At 57.4% G+C, this 26,867-nt stretch carries 22 protein-coding genes; 12 read left to right on the top strand and 10 right to left on the bottom strand.

Going from position 1 to position 26,867, the window contains the following annotated elements; translation table 11 throughout:
* Positions 1–56 precede the first annotated feature (56 nt).
* Genes A3GO_RS0114290 through A3GO_RS0114280 form a run of 3 tightly spaced genes read right to left on the bottom strand, consistent with a single transcriptional unit; the run spans position 57 to position 5,562 of the window.
* Positions 57–2,381 carry a DNA polymerase II gene (locus tag A3GO_RS0114290; RefSeq protein ID WP_029133969.1) on the bottom strand — a complete coding sequence of 775 codons (2,325 nt, stop codon included), beginning with the start codon at positions 2,379–2,381 and terminating at the stop codon, positions 57–59.
* Complete coding sequence (locus A3GO_RS0114285; RefSeq protein ID WP_029133968.1) at positions 2,381–4,870, bottom strand: ABC transporter permease; 2,490 nt, start codon at positions 4,868–4,870, stop codon at positions 2,381–2,383. The genes A3GO_RS0114290 and A3GO_RS0114285 overlap by 1 nt, the downstream gene beginning before the upstream one ends.
* A complete protein-coding gene (locus tag A3GO_RS0114280; RefSeq protein ID WP_029133967.1) occupies positions 4,867–5,562 on the bottom strand; it encodes an ABC transporter ATP-binding protein in 696 nt (231 codons plus the stop codon). Before A3GO_RS0114280 ends, A3GO_RS0114285 begins: the two co-directional genes overlap by 4 nt.
* On the opposite strand from A3GO_RS0114280, the gene A3GO_RS24000 reads away from it, so the two are divergent.
* Complete coding sequence (locus A3GO_RS24000) at positions 5,561–6,214, top strand: arylesterase (RefSeq protein ID WP_084610101.1); 654 nt, start codon at positions 5,561–5,563, stop codon at positions 6,212–6,214. The two genes, A3GO_RS0114280 and A3GO_RS24000, sit on opposite strands and share 2 nt — an antisense overlap.
* On the opposite strand, the gene A3GO_RS25410 is transcribed toward A3GO_RS24000, so the two are convergent.
* Positions 6,190–7,161: an esterase-like activity of phytase family protein gene (locus A3GO_RS25410; RefSeq protein WP_051302359.1), complete on the bottom strand. Its 972-nt coding sequence runs from the start codon at positions 7,159–7,161 to the stop codon at positions 6,190–6,192. The two genes, A3GO_RS24000 and A3GO_RS25410, sit on opposite strands and share 25 nt — an antisense overlap.
* Positions 7,162–7,434: 273 nt before the next feature.
* Here A3GO_RS25410 and A3GO_RS0114265 point away from each other — a divergent pair, with 273 nt between their 5' ends.
* The 3 genes from A3GO_RS0114265 (at position 7,435) to A3GO_RS25405 (ending at position 9,979) form a co-directional block, all read left to right on the top strand.
* A complete protein-coding gene (locus A3GO_RS0114265) occupies positions 7,435–7,998 on the top strand; it encodes a DUF2889 domain-containing protein (RefSeq protein WP_029133966.1) in 564 nt (187 codons plus the stop codon).
* Between the two features lie 132 nt (positions 7,999–8,130).
* On the top strand, positions 8,131–8,478 hold the full coding sequence (locus tag A3GO_RS0114260) for a hypothetical protein (protein WP_051302357.1): 348 nt from the start codon (positions 8,131–8,133) through the stop codon (positions 8,476–8,478).
* 43 nt (positions 8,479–8,521) lie between these two features.
* Complete coding sequence (locus A3GO_RS25405) at positions 8,522–9,979, top strand: metal ABC transporter solute-binding protein, Zn/Mn family (RefSeq protein WP_051302354.1); 1,458 nt, start codon at positions 8,522–8,524, stop codon at positions 9,977–9,979.
* Positions 9,980–10,183: 204 nt separating this feature from the next.
* Here the strand turns inward: A3GO_RS25405 and nudC are convergent, their stop codons facing one another.
* Entirely contained in the window at positions 10,184–11,104 is a 921-nt protein-coding gene (nudC, locus tag A3GO_RS0114250; RefSeq protein ID WP_029133964.1) for an NAD(+) diphosphatase, read from the bottom strand.
* 269 nt (positions 11,105–11,373) lie between these two features.
* Here nudC and A3GO_RS0114245 point away from each other — a divergent pair, with 269 nt between their 5' ends.
* Positions 11,374–12,258: a hypothetical protein gene (locus A3GO_RS0114245; protein WP_029133963.1), complete on the top strand. Its 885-nt coding sequence runs from the start codon at positions 11,374–11,376 to the stop codon at positions 12,256–12,258.
* Positions 12,259–12,457: 199 nt separating this feature from the next.
* On the opposite strand, the gene cmoB is transcribed toward A3GO_RS0114245, so the two are convergent.
* From cmoB to A3GO_RS23985, 4 genes are all read right to left on the bottom strand, one after another.
* Positions 12,458–13,435, bottom strand: a complete 978-nt coding sequence (gene cmoB, locus A3GO_RS0114240; protein ID WP_029133962.1) for a tRNA 5-methoxyuridine(34)/uridine 5-oxyacetic acid(34) synthase CmoB — start codon at positions 13,433–13,435, stop codon at positions 12,458–12,460.
* Positions 13,432–14,172 (bottom strand): carboxy-S-adenosyl-L-methionine synthase CmoA, encoded by a 741-nt coding sequence (gene cmoA, locus A3GO_RS0114235; protein ID WP_029133961.1) that lies wholly within the window; start codon positions 14,170–14,172, stop codon positions 13,432–13,434. The genes cmoB and cmoA overlap by 4 nt, the downstream gene beginning before the upstream one ends.
* 79 nt (positions 14,173–14,251) lie before the next feature.
* The gene (locus tag A3GO_RS0114230; RefSeq protein ID WP_029133960.1) at positions 14,252–15,247 is read right to left on the bottom strand and encodes a YhdH/YhfP family quinone oxidoreductase; all 996 of its coding nucleotides are present in this window, start codon (positions 15,245–15,247) and stop codon (positions 14,252–14,254) included.
* A gap of 169 nt (positions 15,248–15,416) precedes the next feature.
* Positions 15,417–16,253 carry an alpha/beta fold hydrolase gene (locus A3GO_RS23985; protein WP_051302352.1) on the bottom strand — a complete coding sequence of 279 codons (837 nt, stop codon included), beginning with the start codon at positions 16,251–16,253 and terminating at the stop codon, positions 15,417–15,419.
* A gap of 525 nt (positions 16,254–16,778) precedes the next feature.
* Between A3GO_RS23985 and putA the strand changes: the two genes are divergently transcribed.
* The 7 genes from putA to A3GO_RS0114190 all read left to right on the top strand — a co-directional run bounded on the left by putA (position 16,779) and on the right by A3GO_RS0114190 (position 25,795).
* Positions 16,779–19,964 (top strand): bifunctional proline dehydrogenase/L-glutamate gamma-semialdehyde dehydrogenase PutA, encoded by a 3,186-nt coding sequence (gene putA, locus A3GO_RS0114220; protein ID WP_245621743.1) that lies wholly within the window; start codon positions 16,779–16,781, stop codon positions 19,962–19,964.
* Positions 19,965–20,313: 349 nt separating this feature from the next.
* The gene (locus A3GO_RS0114215; protein WP_029133958.1) at positions 20,314–21,228 is read left to right on the top strand and encodes an ABC transporter permease subunit; all 915 of its coding nucleotides are present in this window, start codon (positions 20,314–20,316) and stop codon (positions 21,226–21,228) included.
* Between the two features lie 2 nt (positions 21,229–21,230).
* Positions 21,231–22,580: a high-affinity branched-chain amino acid ABC transporter permease LivM gene (livM, locus tag A3GO_RS0114210; protein WP_029133957.1), complete on the top strand. Its 1,350-nt coding sequence runs from the start codon at positions 21,231–21,233 to the stop codon at positions 22,578–22,580.
* Positions 22,577–23,488: an ABC transporter ATP-binding protein gene (locus A3GO_RS0114205; protein WP_051302350.1), complete on the top strand. Its 912-nt coding sequence runs from the start codon at positions 22,577–22,579 to the stop codon at positions 23,486–23,488. The genes livM and A3GO_RS0114205 overlap by 4 nt, the downstream gene beginning before the upstream one ends.
* A 1-nt stretch (position 23,489) precedes the next feature.
* The gene (locus tag A3GO_RS0114200; RefSeq protein WP_029133955.1) at positions 23,490–24,200 is read left to right on the top strand and encodes an ABC transporter ATP-binding protein; all 711 of its coding nucleotides are present in this window, start codon (positions 23,490–23,492) and stop codon (positions 24,198–24,200) included.
* Positions 24,197–24,523 (top strand): DUF6867 family protein, encoded by a 327-nt coding sequence (locus tag A3GO_RS0114195; protein ID WP_029133954.1) that lies wholly within the window; start codon positions 24,197–24,199, stop codon positions 24,521–24,523. Before A3GO_RS0114200 ends, A3GO_RS0114195 begins: the two co-directional genes overlap by 4 nt.
* A 177-nt stretch (positions 24,524–24,700) precedes the next feature.
* Complete coding sequence (locus A3GO_RS0114190) at positions 24,701–25,795, top strand: branched-chain amino acid ABC transporter substrate-binding protein (RefSeq protein ID WP_029133953.1); 1,095 nt, start codon at positions 24,701–24,703, stop codon at positions 25,793–25,795.
* Between the two features lie 50 nt (positions 25,796–25,845).
* On the opposite strand, the gene A3GO_RS0114185 is transcribed toward A3GO_RS0114190, so the two are convergent.
* The gene (locus tag A3GO_RS0114185) at positions 25,846–26,826 is read right to left on the bottom strand and encodes a DMT family transporter (RefSeq protein ID WP_157606831.1); all 981 of its coding nucleotides are present in this window, start codon (positions 26,824–26,826) and stop codon (positions 25,846–25,848) included.
* Positions 26,827–26,867 lie beyond the last annotated feature (41 nt).

Genomic DNA, 26,867 nt, shown 5'->3' with positions numbered 1-26,867 from the left:
CTTGCCAGGTCGGTCCGGTGTTCGCACGCCGATATCGCTGAACAGATTGTTGCTGTTCAGAACAGTGCCATCTGATCGGCAGTGATGCGTTTGAAACTGTCGTCGAGAAAGTGCAGGATGCCATCGGCCACCGGTTCGATCTGGCGATCGATATAGTGTTGGTAGTCGATCGGGCTGGTCCTCCGGCCATTAAAATAGTGCTCCACCGGTTCCGGACCGTTGAGCGTGATCAGGTAATTGATGGTGCGACCTGGCTTGTTCAGCTTTCTCGCCGCCTGTACGTGGGGAGGGATATTGCGTTGATAGTCGTCCAGTTTGCGGCGCAACCGTTTTCGATAGACCAGTTCCCGGTCCAGTTCACCGCGTTTCAGCCGGCCGACCAGATCGCTTATATAAGCCTCGTAGGGTTCGTTGAAGAAGATGCGCCGATAGAGTTCCCGCTGGAAACGCTGGGCCAGCGGGGTCCAGTCGCTGCGTACGCTCTCCAGGCCTTTGAACACCAGGTCATATTCACCCTGGGAATTACGGATCACGCCGGCATAGCGCTTTTTGCTGCCGGTCTCGGTGCCGCGGATGGTGGGCATGATGAATTGAATAAAGTGGGTTTCGAATTCGATCTCCAGGGCTGATTCAACACGAAATTCCCGTGCAATGGTGTCGTTCCACCAGCTATTGAGATCCCGGGCGAGCTGCTGGCCGGTCTCCCGGGAGCGCGCCTCGTCATAGTCTTCTCCCAGCAGCACAAACACCGAGTCGGTGTCGCCATAGATCACCGGATAGCCGGCTGACTCCAGCCAGTCGCGGCTGCGGGTGATGATCTCGTGACCACGGCGGGTGATGCTGCTGGCGAGGCGTGGGTCGTAGAAACGGCAGCCGCTGGAACCGAGCACACCGTAGAAGGAGTTCATGATGATCTTGATCGCCTGGGAGAGCGCCTTGTCCTGCTGCTGCTTGGCCAGATCCCGCTTGGCCCAGAGTTCAGTAATAATGCCCGGAAGCAGGTGGCGCTCTCGGGCGAACCGGGCCTGCAGAAAACCGGGAACCGGGTCGTCGCCGGGAAAGGCCATGCCCAGCGGGTCGATGCGGAAGGTACGGATGATGCTTGGATAAAGGCTCTTGAAATCCAGCACCAGCACATTCTGGTAGAGGCCCGGCCGGGAATCCATCACATAGCCGCCGGGGCTGGTTTGTGAATGACGAAAGGCGCCGATGTCATGGGCCACCACGCCTTCCCGATGCAACAGTGGCAGGTAGAGGTTGTCGAATGCGGCCACCGATCCCCCCTGCCGGCCGAGTGACAGTCCGGTCATGGTGGCGCGCTGCCGGATAAAGTTAATCAGGTCGGTCTTGTGGAAGATATCCTCGACCAGGCGGCAATCCTCCAGATTGTAAGCGGCCAGGGCGGGTCGGTCTTCGCGGAACTGGCGTCGTATCTCGGCCAGCTTATCCTGGCCGTCACTGATCAGTTTTTTACGCCCCAACAGCTCGCCGGCCACATGATTCAGCGCGAAACTCTCAAATGACCAGAAGGCGGCGCGCAGATTGTCAATGCCGTCCAGCGCCACCCGCCCCGGAATGCTCGCCACCCGGGCCTGCCCGCTCTGTTGTGGTTGCAGGATGGCGGCCAGTTCGCCGCCCCGGCCCAGGCTGAAGGGGATGTGGTGCGCCCTGCAGCGCCGCTCCAGGTAGTCCAGGTCGAAATTGACCAAGTTCCAGCCCAGGATCAGGTCCGGGTCAAGTTGTTCCATCTGCTGCAGAAACAGCCGCAACAGTTGTGCCTCATCACTGACCCAGTGGATCGGCAGATCGCTGGGCCAGTCGGCAGCCTCTCCCTGCATCAGGATCCGGGACACTCCCGGTCCGCAGAAGGCGATGGACAGCACCTGGTTGGCGGTACCGTCGGTCTCTATGTCCAGGCTCAGATAACTGAGTTCGGGCTGGAAATCGACCGGTCGGATTTGCGGATTGACCAGCTCCAGATAACCGTTGCGCTGAACCGGGTTGCCGGTGACCTGTAAGGGCGCGGTAACAAAGCGCTCCATCAGGAAACGGTCGGCGATCTTGATATCCGACTCCAGCAGCAGGGTGCTGCTGCCGGCGGTGCGCTCGCGAAACTGCTGCAACTGGCGCTGCTGGCGGAAATAGAGGCCATCCACCGGCTGACCGAGCATATCGGTCAGCTTCAATGGCTTGCGTTCCATCCTGAACCCATCCATTGGCAGTTCGCTATCGCGTGCAATGAAGCAGACCGCTTTCTGCTCCGGATAGACCAGCCGCAACGGTCCGGCTGGTGAATGTGCCCAGAACTGCAGTTCCACGCCATTGGGCCCGTCACGCCAGTGACGGGTCAGCAGAAAGGCGTTGTATTGTTGTCGAGGCATCAGCGATTCTGCAGCATCCGCAACGGCGGTTGCACGGTCAGTGGCCAGGTGGCCAAAACCCCGGCCAGTCCGATGGCGATACCGCTGCCGAGGATACCGATGATGGCGGTCCAGGCATTGGGTTGGAAGGCAAAACCGAACACCTCGGTGGCAATGAACCAGCCGGTGACGGTGGCGCAGAGACTGGCCAGGGTACCGGCCAGCATACCGAGGGTGATGAACTCGATTCCGGCCGCCTGGATCAGCCCTTTGCGCTGCATGCCCAGGGTCCGCAGCACCACCGACTCCTGCCGCCGGTGTTCGCGGCTGGCCTGAATCCCGGCATAGAGCATCAGCAGGCCGGCCGCCAGGGTGAACAGAAACACATACTCCACCGCCAGCGAGCCGCGCTGCATGATCTCCCGAATCTGCTGCATGATGGCGCTGACATCGATAATGGTGACGGATGGATACTGTTTGACCAGTTGCGCCAGCAATGCCTCCTGACCCGGTGGCAGATAGAAGCTGGTGATGTAGTTGGTGGGGTGATCCCTGAGCAGGGCCGGCGTGCCGATGACAAAAAAGTTGGGTTGGAAAGAGTCCCATCGCACTTGCCGCAGATTTGACACCTCTGCCTCGATGGGCACCCCGGCCAGATCGAAACTGAGCTTGTCACCCAGTTTGATGCCAAGGGTTTCCGCTATCCCTGTCTCTACCGAAAACAGCGGTGACTCCTGATTCGATGCGTCCCACCAGTGACCGGACACAATATGGTTCTCTTTCTGTGGCTCAACCGCCCAGGAGAGATTGAATTCGCGCTCCACCAGCCGTTGGGCACGGTCATCCTGATATTGATCGGGCGACACCGGACTGGCGTTGATTCGGGTGAGGCGGGCGCGCAGCATCGGGTAGATGCCGGCCTGTTCGATCTGCTGTTGGCGGAAGAACTCACCCATCGTCTCCGCATCTTCCGGCTGGATATTGATCAGAAAATGGTTGGGTGCCCGTTCCGGGATAGTCCGTTGCCAGGCATCCAGCAGATCCACGCGGATTATTACCAGCAACAACATGGCAAGTATCCCGAGGCCGAAGCCGGAGAGTTGCAGGGCGGTCATGGCCGGGTCCCGGAGCAGTCCGGAGAGTCCCTGTCGCCACAGGGTACCGCCGCGGTGGCGTAACGGTCTGAGCAGGTGGATCAGCGCCCAGGCCACCAACAGCAGCAGAGAGACCGTGCCGAGGGTGCCGAGTAGTACCCAACCGGCCAGGGTGGCGTCACCGGCCTGCCAGCGCATCAGCAACGCCATGGCGCCGAGTGCGCAGAGGGCCAACAGCCAGGTGCTCGCGGGTGGTGCCCCCAGGTCGCGCCGCAGTACCCGCAACGGTGGCACCGCCCCGAGCCGCAGGGCCGGTGGCAGGGTGAAGCCGATCAGGGTGATCAGTCCGGTGCCCAGGCCCACCAGCACCGGCCACGGGGTCGGGGGTGGCAGTGTGCCACCGAACCAGTCGCTCAGCAGGCCGGCCAGAATATATTGCGCCAGCCAGCCGCCTGCAATCCCCAGCAGGCTTGCCAGCAGGCCGAGCAGCAGCAGGCGCAGCAGCAGCACCCGCAGGATCAGTGACTGACTGGCCCCGAGGCAGCGCATGATGGCACTGGTGTCCGACTGACGTTCCACGAACCGTCGGGTGGAAAGCGCAACCGTGGCACCGGCTACCAGCACCGCTACCAGTGCGGCCAGACTGAGGAAGCGGCTACCCCGGTCCAGGGTATTGCGCAGTTCGGGACGGGCGCTACTCAGGTGCTCCAGTCGCACCCCGCGCGGGAGCCGTGATCCGGTCCAGCGCTGGAATGCCTCCACCTGGGTCTGATCGCCCGCGACCAGCAGGCGATAGCGCACCCGGCTGGCCGGGGTGACCAGCCCGGTCTTGGGAATATCCTCCAGGGCGATCAGAACTTCCGGCCCGAGTCGGAAGAAGCTGTTGCCGAGAGCCGAGTCGCGACTCAGGATCTGTTCCAGGGCCAGGTTCGTCTCGCCCAGTGAGACCTGGTCGCCAGGCTGCAGCCCGAGGGCAGCCATCAGGCGCGCCTCGCCCCACAGGTTACCGGGGATGGGCGGTTCGGTGACACTCTGTTCTTCAGCCGAGGGTTGGGTGCGGACACGCAGTTCCCCCCGCAGGGGATAGCCACGGCTTACCGCCTTGACCTCCACCAGTTGGGTCTCGTCCCGGTGCATGATCACGCTGGGAAAGCTGAGGGTGTGGGCGGTCCGCAGGCCGAGCGCCTCCGCCTGCTGTTCGAAACTTTCCGGCACCGGCCGACTGCTGGAGAGCACCAGGTCGGCCGCCATCACCTGGTTGGCCTGCAGGATCATCGCCTGTTCCACGCGATCGGTAAAAAATCCCACTGCGGTTACTGCCGATACGGCAATGATCAGGGCCAGTACCAGCAGCCGCAGCTCCCCGCTGCGCCAGTCACGGCGCAGAAAGCGCAGGGCCAGCACGAATGTGTTCATGCGCTGCTCTCCAGTTGGCCGTTTTCGATCTGCAGGCGGTGGTCGCAGCGTGCCGCCAGCCGTTCGTCGTGGGTCACCAGCAGCAGTGCCGCGCCGGTCTGTTCCCGCATCTGGAACAGCAGGTCGATTATGCGGCTGCCGGTTGCCTGGTCGAGACTGCCGGTCGGCTCATCGGCAAACAGCAGCTTGGGGCCGGAGGCAAAAGCCCGGGCAATGGCCACCCGCTGCTGCTCGCCGCCGGAGAGCTGGCCGGGATAGTGGTGCAGTCGATCAGTCAGGCCCACCTGGCGCAACGCCTCGGTGGCGCCCTCTGCCGGGTGGGAGACGCCCGCCAGTTCCAGCGGCAGCATCACGTTTTCCAGGGCAGTCATGCCGGGCAGTAGCTGAAAGGATTGAAATACAAAGCCGACCTTGCCGGCGCGCAGCGCGGCGCGCTGGTCTTCATTCAGCGAGTTCAGGGATGTGCCGAACAGCTCTATGTCGCCGCTGCTGGTCTCATCCAGTCCGGCCAGCAGTCCCAGCAGGGTCGACTTGCCCGAACCTGATGCGCCCAGAATGGCGGTGACTTCACCGCTGGCCAGTTGCAGTGACACATCCTGCAGAATGGTCAGGTTGCCGCCCGGACCGTTGACTTGTTTGCCGACACCGTTGGCCTTTACCAGGATGCTATCTGGGTTATGATCTGTGTCCATGAAAAAACTTTTCCTGCTGCTGATGTTTGTTATATCCAATGTGCCGGCTGCCGAGCCGGTGATTCTTGTTCTCGGTGACAGTCTGAGCGCGGCCTACGGTATTGAACGTAGCCGCGGTTGGGTCGCCCTGCTGCAAGATCGCCTGCAACAGGCGGGTTATCCCCATCGGGTGGTTAACGCCAGCATATCGGGTGATACCACCGCCGGCGGTCTTTCACGTCTTCCCCAGGCGCTTGAACAGTTCCAGCCGGATATCCTGATTATCGAACTGGGCGGCAATGACGGCCTGCGGGGACTCGGAAATGATCAGACCCGCGATCATCTCGATCAGATGATAACACTTGCCCGGGCTGCCCATAGCCGTCCACTGCTGTTGGGGATGATGCTGCCTCCGAATTTCGGCAAGGCGTTTACCGAGAAGTTCCTGCAGATCTACCGGGATCTGGCCGAGCAGCGCAGAGTACCGCTTGTGCCGTTCTTTCTCGAAGGGGTGGCGGATCGGCCGGACTGGATGCAGGGGGACGGAATTCATCCCAACGCGGCGGGTCAGCCGCTGATGCTGGAACATGTCTGGGCACAACTGCAGCCGCTGCTGGACGAAGAGATGGCAGGCGGTATGGGGAGCGCTCACTCCCCCACGATTTTGAAATAGACCAGTTGGGTCTGTGCCCAGGGTTTGTTGCCGTCATCGCTGACCATGAAGAAATGCATCCCCTGGTGGCGGGTCAGCCCCTCCATGTTCTGTATCAGCCAGCCCTGACCGCTGTCAAACCGGGCGATCAATTCAGTTGTCACGCTGCTCGAAGAGACCAGGTCGGCGGCCCGTATGCGGGTCAGGCTGATCACCCAGGGGGAAAAGATCGAGGTATAGGCCCGCTCCAGCAGTACCAGATCGCCGTTGGGCAGCGCCTCCAGCGCCACCAGGGCGCCATCAGCTTCTTTGGGCTGGTATTGCCAGGTCCGGCCGGAGGTGCTGATGAGATAGTGGGATTGGTTTGCGCGCGGATATTCCGGACCGGTAATGATACCCTGTTGCGGGTGCAGGGTGACGGCCTCCATGCCCCGGTTGGTTTTCGGTCGGTAACCGCTCCGCCGCAACAGATCCGGCAGGGGCAGGGTAGAGTGCCATACGCCGTCCGGTTGATAACGCTCGATGCGGTGGTGCCGTTCAAACGAGATGACCAGCCGGCTGTCTCCCCGGACGCCGTTGGCACTGTTTTCCAGGGTCAGCCCCTCGGCGTCGCTCCAGCCGCCACGCAGTGGTTTACCCCGCCGGTCTTGCAGGGGGTGAGCCGCTATCAGTTCAATCTGGCTGAGATGGCCATTGCTGAAGCGGGGTGCCAGCTTCAGCACCCGGCCCTGATCGGAGATCGCCAGCAGGAGCTGTTCGTCTTCGTCCCAGGCCAGCCCGGAGAGTTCCGCCAGTGCCGGATCTCCCCTCAGCGACAGGCTTCCCAGCAGTTCGATGCCCATGAAGCGGTCCCCGTTGCGGATGTGATCGGCGATGTTAATCGGTTGTCCGACCAAGCTCGCAGCGCCAACCAGGGCGCAGTGGGGAATGAGGATCAGGAATAAGGCAAGACGTTGAAATGGTGACATATTCGCTGACGATATGCCGCTCCGTGGGAGGCGTCAAGCTACTCAGGCAAGTCAAACTTCGGGCCTTTGTCTTTCTGGTTAAAACCCATACACCGGTCGGACTTTTCTTACCTGGCTTATATCAAGTATTGATAGCGGTGTGCAGTTATAATCCGTTGGGTGAACCGTCCTTGACAGCGGCCGATATTGGATAGGTATACGCTTCTGATTTGATATTCGTTGCCGTTGACATTATCTTTCCCAATCTTCGTAGACTGATGAGATTGAACCACCGTGCCACTACCCAGACCTGTTGAACGTGAACATCTCCACACCCGCAAAATTACCTGTGAAGGCTATCTGCGCAAGGATGGGCTGTGGGATTTGGAAGCCCATCTGACCGATACCAAAACCTTTGGGTTTGACACCACCCACCGCGGCTATATGCAGCCGGGTGCGCCGGTGCACGGGCTGCATCTGCGGGTGACCATGGATCTCGATTTTGTTATTCATGATGTAATTGCCGTCTCTGACGATACACCGTATCCGGTGTGCAAGCAGACTGCAGAAACCATGCGCAAGCTGATTGGATTGAAAATCGGGCCGGGCTGGATGCGCGAGGTAAGAAACCGGGTCGAGCGCAAGTTGAGCTGCACGCACCTGATGGAGTTGCTCGGACCGCTTGCCACCACGGCTTATCAGACCATGCATTCGGCCCTCGAGGAGCGTGCTAACCAGCAGCCGGTGCGCAGCCGACCACGCATCCTCGATACCTGTATCGCCCTGGCCAGCGACGGGCCGGAGGTCAAGGCGCGCTGGCCGGAGTTCTACACCGGTGCCAGGGATGATGAGAGCTGAACGGCTATTTTGGAGTGCGGGCCTGATCTGTTGATAGGCCAATGATTGATTTTGAGCAATTACCTTGTAGTGTCATGTCCTTATAATCCGCGCTGCATATTTATATTCCTTTAACTTCAGGCGATGAAAACAATGATGGTTATCAGATGGGCTGCTCCATTTCTGTTGGCACTGCTGGTCAATGGTCTGGCGCTGGCAGAGGGCGTGGACGACAAGCAGTTCGATGCCATACAAAAACTGGGTGAGCTGAATGGTGTGGCACTTAACTGCCATTTTCTTAACGAAACCCGGCGCATGAAAAAGGCACTGGTGCTGGCGCTTCCAAAACGTCGCCAATATGGTGAGGCATTTGATAGCACCACCAATACCGCTTTTCTGAAATTCATTGAGACCAAGGCGGAATGCCCGGCAGAAGCGGCATTCAGCCAGCAGGTTGATGCAGCGATCCTGGTACTGGAATCTGAATTCGCCAATCAATAGATCCATTCACTGGATCGTGACAAATGTAGGTGGGTAAATATCCGTGAACAGGTTAACCACACTGTTTTTTAACTCCAGACACTCTGTATTCCTGGCGCTCTTGCTGTTGCTTGGCAGCCAGTCATTGCTTGCGGAATCGAAGTTCCGGGTAGTTGCCAGCATAAAGCCGATTCACTCCATCCTGTCCGGTCTGATGGTCGGCACGGAAGGTCCTGAACTGCTGGTAGATGGCGATAATCAGCCGTTTGATTATCAGATGAGTGCATCCCAGCAGGCTGGCCTGGCCGAGGCCAATCTGGTTATCTGGGTGGGGCCGGAGTTGGAACGGTTTCTGATTAAGCCGGTTGCCCAGGTCCTGCAGTCGGGTGTGCGGGTAGTCACGCTGCTGGATAATCCGGAACTGAAGATCCTGCCGTCCCGCTGGAGCAAGGGTGAAGATTCCACGGAACGTGACCCGTTTTTCTGGATGGACAGCCGTAATGTTCTGATTCTGGTGGATGAGCTCGCCAGGGCGCTGATGGATGCGGACAACGGCAGGGCTCATCTGTACCGGAGAAACCGTGCTCAAATGCTGGCACGGGTGGCCGAACTGGACCGCAAGTTGGAGTACGGCTATCGGGGACTGAAAAGTGGCGTGGGAATGGCCTATTACGACACCCTGCAGTATTTCGAACAAGCCTATGCACTGAAAATTCGGGGTGTGTTGGCCCAATCGCCAAAACAGCCGGTAGATGCACTTTCATTGCTGCAGAATCATGCGAAGCTGAAAGAGGGCTATTACGCCTGTCTGCTGACTGAACGTAGTATGCCGATGCCAGAGTTGCCCCTGTTGACCGAGGGTGTTGATATCAATGTCGGTACCCTGGACAGTTTTGGAGCCGGAATGAAAGCGGGACCGGAGCTCTATTTTGAGCTCATGGAGAAAAACACCGATACCATCAAAAGCTGTCTTCAGTACAGCGGTGAACCGGTACAGCTAGCCGCTGAGGATCAGTTCCAGCCGGAGACCGCCAAAGTCGGCGCCAAATTCATGCTGATCGACCATAACGGCAAGCTGGTCACGGAGAAGGATATGCTGGGCAAGTTCCAGTTGGTCTATTTTGGCTACACCTTCTGCCCTGATATCTGCCCCACCTCGTTGCAGGTAATGTCACTGGCGCTGGATATGCTGGGTGAGCGGGCTGCGTTGATCAAGCCCTATTTCATTACCGTGGATCCGGAGCGGGATAATGCCAAGGTGATGAAAAATTACGTGAAATACTTCAATCAGGATCTGGTGGGTCTGACCGGTACCAAGACGATGATCGATCGGGTGGCCAGTGGCTACAAGGTGAAGTATGAGAAGGTGATCGAGGAGGGCGGTGATCCCGATCTCTATATAATGGATCACTCGGCCAGCGTCTATTTGATGGCGCCCAACGGCGAATTCATCACCAAGTTTGCCCACGGTATCTCGGCCAAACAGATGGTTGATGCGCTGAACGACTATCTGCCGAAATAATCCGGGCGGCTGGCTTCGAGGGAGCGGCTTCGGCCACGAAATGCCGATGGCACTGTGCTGGGTTGGTCGCAGCTGAAGCAGCTCCTACGTTGTGACTTATGGTGTGGCGGTAATTCGGATGGTAGGAGCGGCTTCAGCCGCGAATTTCGCGGATAGCACCGTGCCACAAAAAAACATTCCTTATGCAACAGGTCACTGTGCTGCTTAATTCCGTTGTTCCGAGTGCATCCAGGTCTCGATCAAACGCCAGGAGATGGAGTCCCTTCTCGGCAGATGGAACTGCTCATTCTCGGGTGAATTCAATAACTGATCCCGGTGAAACCAGCCGGCGCTCTCCAGTTCCACACCATCCACCTGAATATCGGTACTGGCCGCCCTGGCGTAGAAACCGAGCATGATGGATGAAGGGAATGGCCAGGGCTGGGATGAGTGGTAACGGATATCGGTCACTCGGATACCGGCCTCCTCGCTCACTTCCCGTGCTACCGCATCCTCCAGGCTTTCTCCCGGCTCGACGAAGCCCGCCAGGGTGGAGTGCATCCCGGGTGGCCAGCTTGGCTGCCTGCCCAGCAGGCAGTAATCCCCGTCATGTATCAGCATGATCACGGCAGGATCGGTCCTGGGATGGTGTGCCCTCTGGCAGGCCGGGTTGCCGCAGATGCGCATATGCCCGGCCCGGGTCGATTCCGTCGGGCTGCCGCAATCGCCACAAAATCGGTGATGCCGGTGCCAGTAGGTCATTGCCCGGGCATGGGCAAGCAGCGCGCCTCTGTGGCGGTCAATAAGCGGGCCGACGATGCGGAGATCGCGAAAACTCTGTGCCTCCCGCCCGGGCAGCATCTTCTCGGGCTGCTCCAGATGGGAGATATCCAGAGCCAGCCAGATGACGCCTTCAGGGTCGCTGCCCAGCAGAATCAGTTCACCGGACAGCGCCAGCAGTCCGCCATCCCGATTGCCGGGAAAAGAGACCGGTCGGTGCTGATGGGTTACCAGGTGTTGATTACGCCATACTGGAAGCAGGCGACTGTTTTCGCTGCTGAGTATGCTCTCCAGCCATGCCGGATCATCCCGATACCGATCCAGCCGGTCAAACCCCTGGCTGCTGTAGAAGTTGGGTTTTTTCATCACTTTTGTAGCATGGCCAATATCAGGCACAAAAGCAAAACCGGGATTATCGGACAGCGTATTTTTGCTCGCTCGTTGTCTGTAGCCAACCGGCTTCTGAAGATGTCGTAAAACCTGCTCGTCCCGGGGTTTCTGTGGTTGGCGACTTATTACTAAAATAAAAAGATCGAATGTTATTCTTCGGGTTGATCTGCTAGATTCGTACTGCTCACCCGTGAGCAGATAAAAGAGACCGCTACAAAGGTCCATGACAACTTTGGGAGGAAACCATGCGAACTGTCCATCTTGCAGCCGTGCTGCTGTCACTCTGTTTAACCACGCTTTCACTTGTCGCCCAGGAGGCAGACCGGGTCAGGCCCTTTGTGCTGGCGGAGACTGTATCGGCCCCACTGGATGCCAAGTTACAAACGGTCGAGGCGGCATTGGGTGAGGCAGGTTTTTCTATTGCCGGTGAATATGCCCCCTATGCCGGGGCTCATATCCTGATTATTACCGATGAGAGCTTGCGCAAGCAGGCTTCGGCGTCTCCGATGGGTGGCTACGGGGCTGCCATCAGGGTTTCCCTGACAGAACGGGATGGGGTGGTGCAGGTCAGTTATACCGATCCGCAGTGGATGGGCAATGTCTACCGCATGGCCGGTGATTTCAAGGCGTTGTCAAGTCGTCTGCAGGCGGCCCTGGGCCGGGAGAAAACCTTTGGCTCGGAAGGTGGTCGCACGGCAGAGAATCTGCGTGAATATCACTACATGATGTTCATGCCCTATTTTGACGACCAGGTGGAACTGGCCAGTTATGACTCGCATCAGGCTGCGCTGGATGCCGTTGAGGCGGGCCTTGCCGCCGGGAAAGGGGGGGTGAGTAAAATCTCCAGAGTCGATGTGATCGGCAAGGAAGAGTCTCTGTTCAATGTGGCGGTAAAAGAGGGGGTTGGTGCCGATGCGCCGGTGATGCAGATTATCGATCAGGCCGAGATGCGGCACACTGCTCATCTGCCCTATGATCTGCTGGTTTCCGGCAACAAGGTCTACATGCTGCACGGCAAGTTTCGCATCGCCCAGAGTTTTCCCGATCTGACCATGTCTACCTTTATGAAGATATCCGATGCGCCGGATGCGATCGAGGCATCGCTGAAAATGGCGGCGGGCGGCAAGTAGCCCCCGGAAATGGCGGCTGCATAATTGGATTATGTCGCGGTGGCCACCAAACACCGTAGGGTGGATAAGCGAAGCGCATCCACCAGTCAATGGTGTTTGGTGGATGCGCCCTCCGGGCTTATCCACCCTACGGCCTGAATAGCCCGTGGGATGGGGTGAGGGAAGACCCCAACACCAGGGTGCGGACTGAATAATTGGATTATGTCGCGGTGGCCAGCAGGGTGGCCCGTAGCGGCGCCGGATGCCCTTCTATGGTGCGGCTGTTGTCCGCCGGGTCAAGGTAGTCGGCCAGGGATTCAAAGCGCATCCAGTCGGTTGCGCGCTGCTCCTGGGTGGTGGTCTGGGTTACATCCACTACCCGCACATCCCGGAATCCGCAACGTTCCAGCCAGCCCGAAAGCGTATCCGGGGTGGGGATAAACCAGACATTGCGCATCTTGGCGTAACGGCTCTCCGGCACCAGTACCTGGCCCTGTTCGCCTTCGATCACCAGGGTCTCCAGGATCAGTTCGCCCCCGGGCCGCAATGCCGCCTTCAACTCATAGAGGTGATCGATGGGGGAGCGCCGGTGATAGAGCACCCCCATGGAGAATACCGTGTCGAAGGCGCGCAGATCGGGGGGGAGATCCTCGATGCCGAGCGGCAGCAGATGAACCGGCCAGTGAGCTCCCAGAAAATGACGGATGGCGAGGAACTGGGCCAGAAACAGCTGGGTCGAGTCGATGCCGATGACCAGTCCCGCACCTTCGCCGGCCATGCGCCAGCAGTGATAGCCGTTGCCGCAGCCGATGTCCAGCACGCTTCTTCCCCGAAGTGGGCTGATGTGGGGGATTAGCCGGTCCCACTTCCAGTCCGAGCGCCACTCGGTATCGATATGGATTCCGTGGAGCTGGTACGGCCCCTTGCGCCAGGGGTGCAGTTGCTGGAGCAGTGCATAGATCGTCTTATGTTCCGATTCCGTCAGGGGACGGGTTCCGGCGGCGGAAACGCGTGACTGATCCAGAGTTACCTCTCCAGGCTGCAGCGCCGGCAGTTGCTCAATGGCTGAAAGCCAGCGATCCAGATCGCCATGGGGGCGCTGCTTGAAAATTTGCTCCAACTGCCCCGGTAGCCGTTCCGCCCACCCATCCAGTCCGTAGGACTGCATCAACGGATAGAGTGCCTGATAGTCGATCATCCTTTTCGCGCTACCAGAGAGACGAAGTTAAAACACTGGAACCAGAGGTCGGCGCGCTGGAAGCCGGCCTGCTCAAGCCGGGTCTGGTGTTGCTCCAGACTCTCCGGAATCAATACATTTTCCAGGGCACTGCGTTTCTGGCTGATCTCCAGGTCGTTATAGCCGTTGGCCCGTTTGAAGGCGTGGTGCATCTCGATCTGCAACTGCTCCTCCACCGGGTCGTCAAAGCGGATCTTTTCCGAGAGGATCAGGATGCCGCCCGGTCGCAGACCTGCCTGGATGCGTTGTAACAGAGCGGTCCGCTGTTCAAGCGGAATGAACTGCAGGGTGAAGTTGAGTGTTACCATGGAGGCGTTTTTAAATTCCATCTGCGCAATGTCTGCGCAGACAAAGTCGATGGGTGTGGCGTCAGTGGTCGCCGGCAACCGCTTCACCGCCTGCTCCAGCATGGCCGGTGAGTTGTCCACCGCAATAATGCGACAACCCGGTACCCGGATGCCGCGCTGGATTGCCTGCGAGGTGGCGCCCAGTGAACAACCCAGGTCATAACAGAGACTCGCCGGTTGCACATACTGGGCCGCCAGTACACTGCTGAGATTGATCACGCTGTCATAGCCCGGCACGGAGCGTCCTATCATGTCGGGGAAAACCCGTGCTACCTGTTGATCGAATACGAATTCGCCAACCTGTTCTCTGGGGTCCGAGTAGACCCGGTCCTTTTCTGAGTCAGTTTTCATGGTGGTGGTCTATGGTCTGGAATAAAAATGGCCACTCGCGGCGTTGCCGCGGGCGGCCATTATCCCTGATCGGTGGGCGTCAGGCTATCTTGACCAGGTAGTGGCCGTGGGCCTTGCCCTGGAGTATCGCCTTCAGTCGATCCGCCACCTCATCCAGAGTGATCTCGGTGGTCAGTTGTTTCAGGCAGTCGGGTTTCCATTCACTGGCCATGCGATTCCAGGCGGTCATGCGAGGCGCCATGAAGCACTCGGCCGAGTCGATGCCGATCAGTGAAACCCCGCGCAGGATGAAAGGAAAGACCGTGGTGTTTAGTTCCGGAGAACCCACCAGCCCGGCGCAGGTGACAATGCCCCCGTAGCGGGTCGCCTTGATGGCACTGGCGAGCATGTCACCGCCCACGACATCGATGACGCCGGCCCACTGCTCCTTCAGCATCGGGCGTTCGGTCTCGATAATCGCATCCCGACCGACCACTTCGCTGGCCCCGAGGGACTTAAGAAAGTCAGCGGCATCCGCCTTGCCGGTGACCGCAGTGACCGAAAATCCGGCCTTGGCCAGCATCGCCACCGCCAGGCTTCCCACCCCGCCCGTGGCGCCGGTGACCAGTATCGGGCCATGATTGGCAGTGACACCGTTGCGCACCAGGGCATCCATCATCAGTCCAGCGGTCAGGCCTGCGGTGCCGAACATCATGGCCTCTTTCAGGCTCAGGTTCTGCGGCCGCTTGATCACCCAGGCAGCAGGTACGCGGATGTACTCGGCCAGGGCGCCATCGGTATTCATGCCCAGGTCGTAGCTGGTGACGATCACCTCGTCGCCCACCGCAAAATCGCTATGTTCGCTGGCGGCGACGATACCGGCGGCATCGATACCCGGGGTGTGAGGATAGTTACGGGTCACTCCCTTGTTGCCGATGGAAGAGAGGGCGTCCTTATAGTTCAGGGCCGAGTAGTGCACTTTAACCAGCACTTCGCCAGCCGGCAGTTGGTCGACGGAACGGGTCTTGATACCGCAGACATATTTCTTCGGTTCAGCCTCTTCAATAACCAGGGCGCGAAATTGGGTTTCGCTCATTATCTTCTCCTTGCAATACGGCGTAGTGGGTTTCCGGTAGCTGGTGGCACTCAGTCGTTGCTTCCGGAATGGGTTATCAGACTATGGTCCACTTCGATCCGGGGCAGCCGTTCCATCACGCTGGACGTTGTCGTTTCAAGCGGACTGATTTCAAACTTTTTGCGCAATGTCACAATAATAGCTTAGCTCGCTCATCCTCTTCCGGTCCTGCCGGCTCACGAAGATATCGCAGGAAGTTTACCCAGTAAGGGTTGACCTCATCGGCGTTTGTGATCGGCGCCAAGTGACCTCCCGGGACCAAGTGGGCCTCCAGTCGGGGCAGGGTATGTTCCAGTACTTCGGCTACACGACGGGTCGGTAACGGGCTTTCCTGACTGCGCAGCAGGCAGACAGGCAGTGCCAGATTCCGGTAATCTTCGGCCCTGAGGGTCTCCCGCAGCACGGCCTGAAAATCGAGCAACACTTTGTTGATGTAACGATCCAGCATACGCTGTTTCTCCACCGGGAGTCCCTGGTAGGTGCCCTGGCCGCTCCAGAAGTCGATAAAGTGGGCGGTGGCGGTAGGTATATCACCCTTAGCAAGGTTCGACGCTATCTGCTGTTCCACCTGCTGCATGATCCGGTAAGCCGGCTCGCTCTGGTCAAGCAGGAAAAAGGCTACCGGCTCGTACAGTCCAAGAGAAAGGATGCGGGATGGATTTTCGTGGGCCAGTCGCAGTGCGGTGGCGCCACCATAGGAGTGTCCGATCAGATGGAATCGCTCATTGCCCAGGTATTGCCTGATAATCCGCGCTATCCGAGCTGCTTCTTTGGCGAGGCTGAACTGATTGGGAGAGTCGGGAAATTCACTCTCGCCATAGCCATACAGGTCGATCGCGATAATCCGGTATCCGGTGATCAGTTGCTCGCTCAGCTTGCTCCATTGTGTCTTGCTACTCAGGGAACTGTGCAGCAGGACCAGTGGTGTGCCCGTTCCCCGTTCGGTGATTACTTGTTCAGATTGCATGGATTTACCTGATTATCGTTCCCGCAGGATTATTTGTACGCCAACCGTGATGTGGCAAAACCTGCGTTCGGCCTGCAGCCCGAGGTGTGCAGCGCATACGGGGCAATAAGTTGCCTGAAATATGGACTGCCAGCTTAACTGCAGGGTTGCACTGCAGCAACCGGGTATTGAGCATTGTTTCTATGAAACCTCCAGGTCGAATGAAGTGTCTGGATGCAGCCATTCTTTAGAACCTGATGCCGATTCGGTTTCGCAGCCGGTGGCTCCGGTTTCTGTCTCTTCAAGAATGCCGGATATGGAGAAGACAGATTATTTTGTAACCATTTTCGCCGGTTCTTCGTCTTCTTCGGCGATCAGGCGTAAGAATCAAATAAAAGGTCGTGGCATTTTGTCAGCAGTACGCCATGCTTGTCGTTAGTCTGGAGCATAGATAACACTGGAATAATTGCATGCTACAGTTTTATAGAGGTAACCGGCCGCTTTACTCAGGTGAGTCTGCGGGTCCACCCAAAGGAGCCAAGTGCTGTGACGCCCCTATTTGATGCCAGTGCTGCCTTAAATATTGCCACAATTCAGCAAGACCCTGATCTGCTCAAATCTCGCATCAGCGCCATGTATTGCGTGGATGAATCAAGTCTGCTGGAGACGCTGATCCCCCTTGCCAGACCCACGCCCGAATTGCTGAAGAAGACCACCCGCGAGAGTGCCGAGCTGGTCAGGGCGGTGCGGGCGCGGGATGATGCCATGCACATGATCGATGCCTTGCTGTTGGAGTACAGCCTGGATACCCGGGAAGGGGTGTTGTTGATGTGCCTGGCCGAGTCGCTGATGCGTATTCCGGACAGCGCCACCGCCGATGCCCTGATCAAGGACAAGCTGGGTATCGCGGACTGGAAACAACACCTGAAGCAGAGCAAGTCGCTGTTGGTGAACGCATCAACCTGGGGACTGCTGCTGACCGGCAAGGTGATCACCCTGGATGCCGGGATTGAGGATGAGCCGGCCAGTGTGATCAATCGGCTGGTCAACCGGCTGAGTGAGCCGGTGGTGCGGCAGGCGATGCACCAGGCGATGAAGATCATGGGCAGGCAGTTTGTGCTGGGCCGTACCATCACCGAGGCGCTGGCCAACAGTCGTAAGCAGCGTGAGGCTGGTTATAGCTACTCCTACGATATGCTCGGGGAGGCGGCGCTTACCGACCGGGATGCCGAGCACTACTTTGAAGCCTACAGCGGCGCTATCAAGGCCATAGGCAGCGATACCTTCCCTTCGGACACTTCCTTCCGTTCCACTGTATCGATCAAACTTTCCGCCCTGCATCCACGCTACGAACAGCAGCAGGAGCGGCGGGTGATTAGCGAACTGGGTGACCGGATGCTGGCGCTAATCAAACTGGCCCGGGAACTGGATGTGGGAATCACCATTGATGCGGAAGAGGCCGACCGGCTGGAGTTGTCGCTGAAGCTGTTTGAACGGCTCTACCGGGATCAGATCAGCCGTGGTTGGGGCAATCTGGGCCTGGTGGTCCAGGCCTATCAAAAACGGGCGCTGCCGGTGCTCTTCTGGCTGGCGGCGCTGGCCGGTAAACAGGGCGACCTGATCCCGTTACGCCTGGCGAAAGGTGCCTACTGGGACAGCGAGATTAAACATGCCCAGCAGCTGGGTCTGGAAAGTTACCCGGTATTTACCCGCAAGGAGGCGACCGATGTCTCCTATCTGGCCTGTGCAAGCTTCCTGTTGAGTGATCAGCTGAAAGGTCTGATCTATCCTCAGTTCGCCAGCCATAATGCCCACACGGTGGCCAGTGTCGTCAGCATGGCAACCCATGATCAGTATGAATTTCAGCGCCTGCACGGCATGGGTGACGCCCTCTATGAGGCCGTTATCGAGCGCTATGCAAGCCGTGTCCGGATCTATGCACCGGTCGGCAGCCACAAGGACCTGCTGCCTTATCTGGTACGCCGGCTGCTGGAAAACGGCGCCAACTCCTCTTTCGTGCATAGGCTGATCGACCAAAAAACCCCGGTGGAGTCCCTGATCGAGCATCCGCTGACCAAGCTCTGCCAGTACAGTTCCCTGTCCAATGAGCGTATTCCGTTGCCCCCGGATATCTATGGAAAAGGGCGCATTAACTCCTGCGGAGTCAACATTAATGTGGCTGATCAATGGCTGCCGCTGCAGCGCGAGGTACAGGCATTCTTCCGCCAGTCCTGGCATGCCGCGCCGCTGATCAAGGGCAAACGGATCGAGTCCGGTGAGGTCGTGCAGGTTCATGCTCCACATGATCGGGTGATTCATGTGGGCAGTCTGATTCAGACGGATGAACAGACCGTCGGGCAGGCAATTGCCGTAGCCTGCGAGGCATTCGCCGGCTGGAACGCTACGCCGGTGGCCAAGCGGTCGGTTGCCCTTGAACGGGCGGCCGATCTGCTGGAGGAGCATCGGGCGGAGCTGATAGCGCTCTGCCACCTGGAGGCCGGCAAGACCATCCAGGATGCTATTGACGAGGTGCGGGAAGCGGTGGATTTCTGCCGCTATTATGCCTGGCAGGCGCGACTGCACTTTGATTCGGCGCAATTGCTGGACGGTCCGACCGGCGAAGCCAATGAACTCTATCTGCAGGGCCGGGGGCTGTTTGTCTGTATCAGCCCCTGGAATTTTCCGCTGGCCATCTTTACCGGCCAGGTGATGGCGGCCCTGGCGGCCGGCAACAGTGTGATTGCGAAACCGGCGGAACAGACCAGCCTGATCGCCGCCCGAGCCGTGGAGCTGTTTCACCAGGCCGGTATTCCGGATAGCGTGTTGCACTTGTTGCCGGGGGAGGGCAGCCGTATCGGGCCGCTGCTCACGGCCGATGAACGCATTGCCGGCGTGGCCTTTACCGGCTCTACCGAGACGGCCCGGCTGATCAATCGCTCACTGGCCATGCGCAACGGTCCAGTCGCCACACTGGTGGCCGAGACCGGTGGCCAGAATGCCATGGTCGTGGACAGCACGGCCCTGCCGGAGCAGGTGATCAAGGATGTGATCTCCTCCGCTTTCGCCAGCGCCGGGCAACGCTGTTCCGCGCTACGGGTACTGTTTCTCCAGGACGATGTGGCGGAGCGCATACTGGCACTGCTCAAGGGGGCAATGGCTGAACTGAAGGTGGGTGACCCCTGCGAGCTGGATACCGATGTGGGGCCGGTGATCGATGAGGAGGCGCGCCGCACGCTGCAGCGGCACATTGCCGAAATGCGCGAGCAGGCCACCCTGATTGCCGAGACTCCGCTGCCGCTGAATGCCGAGGCGGGCTGCTTTGTGGCACCGGTGGCGTTTGAGATCCAGCACATGGATCAGCTCAGTAAAGAGCACTTCGGCCCTGTTTTACATGTGATTCGTTTTAAGGCCTCCCGGCTGGATGATGTGATTCTACAGATCAACAACTCGGGATATGGTCTCACCCTGGGAATACACTCGCGCAATGAAACCACCAGTCGCTATATCGACACCAGGGTACGGGTGGGAAATGTCTACATTAACAGGAACCAGATTGGCGCGGTGGTGGGAGTACAGCCGTTTGGCGGCCTCGGTCTGTCGGGCACCGGACCCAAAGCGGGTGGTCCACACTACCTGCTGCGGTTTGCCACGGAAAGAACACGGACAACAAATACCACGGCCATCGGTGGCAATGCCACGCTGTTGTCACTTGAGAATAGCGTGATCCGCTGATCCGGGTGCAGGGGCTACACCACCAGGGTCCGGGATGGCCGGGAGCGGATATGTCCATGGATGGAGTTATACCGCGAAGGCCACGGACGGCCGGGAGCGGATATGTCCATGGATGGAGTTATACGGCGAAGGCCACGGATGGCCGGCAGCGGATTTGTCCATGGATCGAGTTATACCGCGGAGGCCACGGACGGCCGGGAGCGGATGACAGTTGTTATTGTTGTCATTAATAACTATAAAACAATGGAGTAGCGCATGGTCTAAAGCCACCAAAGACGTGCAGCGTGAGCGATTGTTGTTCGGTTGTTTCACAGCTGCACGATGAAAATAATATAAGCGTGAGGAGCTCATGGAATATTTTATCCAGCAGTTAATCAACGGCGTTACCCTCGGCTCGATTTATGGGCTGATCGCGATTGGCTACACCATGGTCTACGGCATTATCGGTATGATCAATTTCGCCCATGGCGATGTCTTTATGATTGGCGCGTTTCTATCGTTGATCGCTTTCCTGGTTCTCGGCATTATCGGCATCACCTGGATTCCCCTGGCGCTCCTGGTGGTGCTGCTGGTCTCCATGCTTATCGCCTCGGTTTATGGCTGGACGGTTGAACGGCTGGCCTACCGGCCGCTGCGCGGCTCATTCCGGCTGGCACCGCTGATCTCCGCCATCGGCATGTCGATCTTCCTGCAGAACTATGTGCAACTGTTGCAAGGGGCTCGGGTTCGACCCATGCCCCCGGTGATTTCCGGTGGTTTCACCTTTCTGGAGGGTAGCGACTTTCCTATCACAGTGAGTTATCTGCAAATTGTGATTGTTCTGCTCACCATTGCATTGATGACAGGTTTTGCACTGCTGATTGCCCGTACCTCATTGGGTCGGGCACAACGCGGCTGTGAACAGGACCGAACCATGTCGGCACTGCTCGGGATCAATGTGGACCGGACTATCTCCCTGACCTTTGTCATGGGAGCCGCGCTGGCGGCAGTAGCCGGCATGATGTTTGTTCTCTACTACGGTGTGATTGATTTCTATATCGGTTTCCTGGCCGGGATAAAGGCGTTTACCGCTGCGGTGCTTGGCGGAATTGGTTCACTGCCGGGCGCCATGCTGGGTGGCCTGTTGATCGGCTTGATTGAAACCTACTGGTCGGCCTATTTCTCGATTGAGTATAAGGATGTGGCGGCCTTCGCGATTCTGGTACTGGTGCTGATATTCAGACCGACCGGTTTGTTGGGTAAGCCGGAAATCGAGAAGGTGTAATCATGATGATTGAATCCAATAATAATCCGCGTGGTATTGATATCGCTGGGCTGTTGAAGGAATCCGCCATCGCCGCCCTGGTGGCCTTGGGGCTGACCATAGTCATGCTTGGACTGCGCACGGTAGATACCACCACGGGGCTTGGCATCACGACACGCTGGCCACTGGTCGCCGTTGCAGTGATATCGGTGTTCGCCGGACGCTTGCTGTTCGCTTTCAGGCGTGAGTGGAAGGCCTCCAAGGGGCCGGTCAGTCGCGATCGTAAAGAAGAGGAAGATCGGGCTGCCACCATCATTAAACGCTTCTCCACTATCGGTGGTCCGGTGTTTATCGCCTTTGCCCTGGTGCTGCCGCTGATGCCCTTTGCCGATCGTTATGTGATCGATATCGCCACCTATGTGTTGATCTACGTGATGTTGGGCTGGGGGCTCAATATCGTGGTGGGACTTGCGGGCTTACTGGATCTCGGCTACGTGGCGTTCTATGCCGTGGGCGCTTACTCTTATGCCCTGTTTGCCTTCTATTTCGATCTGTCGTTCTGGGTCTGTCTGCCGTTGGCCGGACTCTGTGCTGCCAGTTTCGGTGTGTTGCTCGGTTTTCCGGTGCTGCGCCTGCGGGGTGATTATCTGGCCATTGTCACCCTGGGCTTTGGCGAGATTATTAGGATAATTCTGCTTAACTGGTATAAATTTACCAATGGCCCCGATGGCATCTCCGGTATTCCGCGCCCCAGTTTCTTCGGCCTGGAGTTCAAACGTACTGCAGTGGAGGGAACCCAGACTTTTCATCAGTTCTTTGATCTCGATTACTCCTCCATGCACCGACTTATTTTCCTTTATTATCTTATTCTGATACTGGCATTGATCACCAACTTCTTTACCCTGCGCATTCGCAAGATGCCGGTCGGGCGTGCCTGGGAGGCGTTGCGGGAAGATGAGATTGCCTGTCGCTCGCTGGGTATCAATCCGACCAATACCAAATTGACCGCTTTTGCCCTGGGCGCCATGTTTGCAGGCTTTGCCGGTTCCTTCTTTGCCACCCGGCAGGCCTTTATCAGCCCGGAGAGTTTCACTTTTATTGAATCGGCGGTGATTCTGGCCATTGTGGTTCTGGGTGGCATGGGTTCTCAGGTCGGCGTGGCGATTGCGGCGGTTTTATTGATCGGTGGAACGGAGTTGTTCCGTGGTCTTGAGGAGTATCGCATGCTGGCCTTTGGTGGACTGATGGTGGCCATTATGGTGTGGAAACCGCGTGGATTGCTGGCGCATCGGGAACCCACTATTAAATTGCATCCAGACAAGGGACCACCCCCTGAAGCGATCAAGGCAGTAACTGAAGGGGAGGGGAAATGAACAGGGTTTCATCCATTCCACCTGAACTCGTTATACCCAGCGGTGCCGCGCCACTGCTCACTGTTGAGCATCTCACCATGCGATTTGGCGGACTGCTCGCCATTGATGACGTCTCGTTTGCCGCTGGTGAAGGCGAGATTACCGCGATTATCGGTCCAAACGGTGCAGGCAAAACCACGTTGTTCAACTGTATCACCGGTTTCTACACACCGACTGTTGGCAGATTAACTCTGCGCGCCCGTGGAGAAGCGTTTCTGTTGGAACGAATGGATGGTTTTCGCATCGCCCAGCGGGCGCACGTGGCCAGGACTTTTCAGAATATTCGGCTATTCTCTGAAATGTCGGTGCTGGAGAACCTGATCGTCGCCCAGCACAACGAGTTGATGAAGGCGTCCGGTTTTACCGTTACCGGCCTGTTTGGTTTTCGTGCTTATCGTAACAAGGAGAAGGAAGCGACCGACCTGGCCCGTTACTGGTTGGATAGGGTAGGGCTGACCCGGTTGGCCGATATCAATGCCGGCAATCTCCCTTATGGCGATCAGCGACGGCTGGAGATCGCCAGGGCGATGTGCATCAAACCGACCATACTCTGTCTGGATGAACCGGCAGCGGGTCTGAATCCAAAGGAATCGGGCGGACTCAATAACCTATTAAATTACATCAAGGATGAACATGGTATTGGACTGCTATTGATTGAACATGATATGAGTGTGGTGATGGAAATATCTGACCATGTAATCGTACTGGACTATGGCAGCAAGATATCTGACGGCACGTCACTCTATGTCCGTTCTGATCCCAATGTTATACGTGCCTATCTAGGTGAGGATGAAACGGAAGAGTTACCCCCGGAGATAGTCAAGGATATTAAAAGCGATTTTGATCCAGAGAGCAGGGGGGGTATCTGATATGTTGGAAATATCAGGGGTGCACACCTTCTACGGCAGCATTGAGGCGTTGAAAGGGGTGAACCTTACCGTCAAAGCTGGTGAAATCGTTACCCTGATTGGTGCAAACGGTGCCGGTAAGAGCACACTGTTGATGACTACCTGTGGCACCCCCCAAGCCGCAAAAGGAAGCATTCATTATCTCGGGCAGGATATCACCCATTTGAGTACGCACGAGATTATGCATTTGGGGTTGGCACAGGCACCGGAAGGGCGACGTATATTTCCCCGCATGTCGGTAATGGAGAATCTGCTGATGGGGGCGATTGTCTCTGACGAAAAATATTTTGATCAGGATCTGGAGCGGGTGACAACACTGTTCCCTATTCTGAAAAAGCGCGCTAACCAGCGCGGAGGAACCCTCTCCGGCGGTGAACAGCAGATGCTGGCGATTGCGCGAGCGATGATGAGCCGGCCTAAACTCCTGTTGCTGGATGAGCCGTCATTAGGTCTGGCGCCACTGGTGGTAAAACAGATTTTCAAAGTGATTGAGGAGATTAATCGCGAGGATAATGTGACGGTGCTGCTGGTTGAACAGAATGCCTACCATGCACTGAAACTGGCGCATCGGGGCTATGTGATGGTGAATGGCGAAATCACCCTGTCGGGTGAGAGTAAGGATCTGTTGGAGCGACCGGAAGTGCGGGCGGCCTATCTGGAGGGCGGACATTGAACTTACCGGTGTTTATTGGCCTTACCCTGGTGTTGTTCGGCCTTGCCGCCTACATGATGGGCCAGGCGATTGCCATTACCTGGCGGCCCCTGCGGCAAGTATTTCTCTATGCGCTGCTCCTCGGAGCCGGTGATCGCTTTCTGGTCTTTGCCCTGTTTGACGGCGAATTGGCTTCACTGGGTGGTTATCTGATCGATACGACGGCGATCACCTTGATTGGTTTGCTGGCATTTCGGATTACCCGGGTGAACCGGATGGTCAGTCAATATCCCTGGCTTTATCGACGATCAGGCCTGTTTGGCTGGGAGGAGATTAATAAATGATCTGGCGAATGCAGTCAGGCGATTGTGTTCGTTGATTGTGCGTCACCTTAAAGTAAGTGGGCAATGCTGTTTGCTCATGCTTTGAGGAGTGGTTCAGCGTGGTGCGCCCATACTGGACTAATATAAGAAAGAAGGAATATTTCATGACTGGGAAAGTACCAGAGGAGAATCGTTGAAATGAAAAAGACATTCAAGCTGTCCGTGATGGCCGCAGCTATGAGCTTTGGCTCGGTGGCATTGGCCGACATCATGATTGCCACCGCGGGACCCATGACGGGTCAGTACGCGAGTTTTGGTGCCCAGATGAAGGCGGGCGCCGAACAAGCCGTTGCTGATCTTAATGCTGCCGGCGGCGTGCTCGGTGAGAAACTTGTGCTGGAAGTGGGTGATGATGCCTGCGACCCCAAACAGGCGGTGGCGGTTGCCAACCAGATGGTCAATAAAGGCGTCGTATTCATGGCTGGGCACTTCTGCTCCGGCTCTTCCATTCCCGCATCCAAGGTGTATGAAGAGGAGGGGATAGTAATGATCTCTCCGGCCTCCACCAACCCGAAACTGACGGAAGAGGGTGCTGACAACGTGTTTCGTGTCTGTGGGCGCGATGATCAGCAGGGCGCGGTTGCTGGAAAATTCCTGAAAGAGAACTTTGCGGACCAGAAGATAGCCTTTATTCATGACAAGACTGCTTATGGCAAGGGACTTGCTGACGCAACCATGGCCGAGTACAAGAAACTGGGTGGTGAACCGGCAATGTACGAGGCGATTACCGCGGGCGAGAAAGATTATACCGCCCTGGTTTCCAAGATGAAGCAGAGCAATATCGGCGTCATGTATCTGGGTGGCTACCACACCGAGGGGGGGCTGATTGTCCGCCAGATGCGTGAGCAGGGCATGGATACCGTGCTGGTTTCCGGTGACGCCCTGGTGACCAACGAGTACTGGTCGATCACCGGACCGGCCGGAGAAGGCACGTTGATGACCTTCAGCCCGGATCCGCGCAAGAACCCGGTTGCCGCTCCGTTAGTGGAAAAGTTCCGCAGCAAAGGTATTGAGCCGGAAGGCTATGTCCTTTATACCTATGGCGCCGTTCAGGCCTGGGCCCAGGCGGCCAATGCGGCGGGCTCCACCGACACCGCAAAGGTGGTGGCGGCGCTGAAGTCAGGTGAGTTTGATACCGTCCTTGGTAAATTCAGTTTTGATGGAAAGGGTGACGTTACTGCACCAGGTTATGTGCTTTATAAATGGACGAACGGTAGTTACGACTATCTGTAAACCGGTCGTATAGGCAAAGAAAAAGCCCGGCAGATTGCCGGGCTTTTTTGTCATTGATCCAGGTCGGCAAGCAAATGCCTGCTGCGCCAAAGGTCAAGCAGTGTATAACCGATGTTGGTGGCAAGAATAATCGCCATCCCCAGGAGCAGGGTGGGGGTGAACTGTTCCGCGAGGATCAGGATCGCAAGACTGAATCCGAAGATAGGTTCCAGGTAGGCAATCACCGGTGCCAGGGTTGTGCGTACACTGCCGAAACCCTTGAAGTAGATCAGTCCGCCCAGTGCGGTAGCGATAAAGCCCATGCCGAAGGCGTTGTATAGATTGCCACTGCTCAGTTCAATCGGCAGCAGAAACAGCGCTGGTAGCATAATCAGTGAACCGATGAATGAACTGGTGATAATCATCTGTTCGGTTTTAATTCCTTTTGTCTTGATTACCCTGACCAGCACCATGCTGAAGGAGAACGCCATACTGGCAGTGACTGCGGAGATCAGTCCCAAAACGGAAGAGAGTGATCCGAAACTGGGTAGCTGTGTGGTGCCCAGGATGATGGTGAGGAGCCCCAGCAGATTCAGGCTGACGGACAGGTAGTAGGCACGGCTGAACTGGGTCGGCCGCAGATCGCGAAACAGATAACGACACGCCAGTTTCTCCATGAGTGGAAACCAGATGGCGGCGGTATACAGGAGTATCACGCTTAGGCCGACTGACAGCAGGACTGCCCCCAGGGTATAGAGAGCGACCACCAGTGCCATGGATATGCCGACCACCACCCAGAGTCCGGTGTGATCTCTGGCGAAACTGATCGTCTCCATTACCTTGTCACGGGTGGTTTGGGGGAACAGTGGGTACGCAATCAATGCGATCAGCGGAAAACTGAGAGTGCAAAAGAAGAAACGCAGGAAAACAATATTGGCCGGATGAGTCTGTACGATATGGTCGGCAAAAATGCCCATCGAGCCCATCATCAGACAGCCCAGTACAAGTGTACCTATATGGCGGTTTTCGTACTCTCGGAACAGGCTGAACACCAAAGATTTCCCCGGCAGGACAGTTTTGGGGCTGTCTGATA

The organism is Sedimenticola selenatireducens DSM 17993 (assembly GCF_000428045.1).
GTDB classification, from domain to species: Bacteria; Pseudomonadota; Gammaproteobacteria; order Chromatiales; family Chromatiaceae; genus Sedimenticola; species Sedimenticola selenatireducens.
Note: the sequence above shows the minus strand (reverse complement) of the source record. Positions and strands in the feature narration are given on the sequence as shown.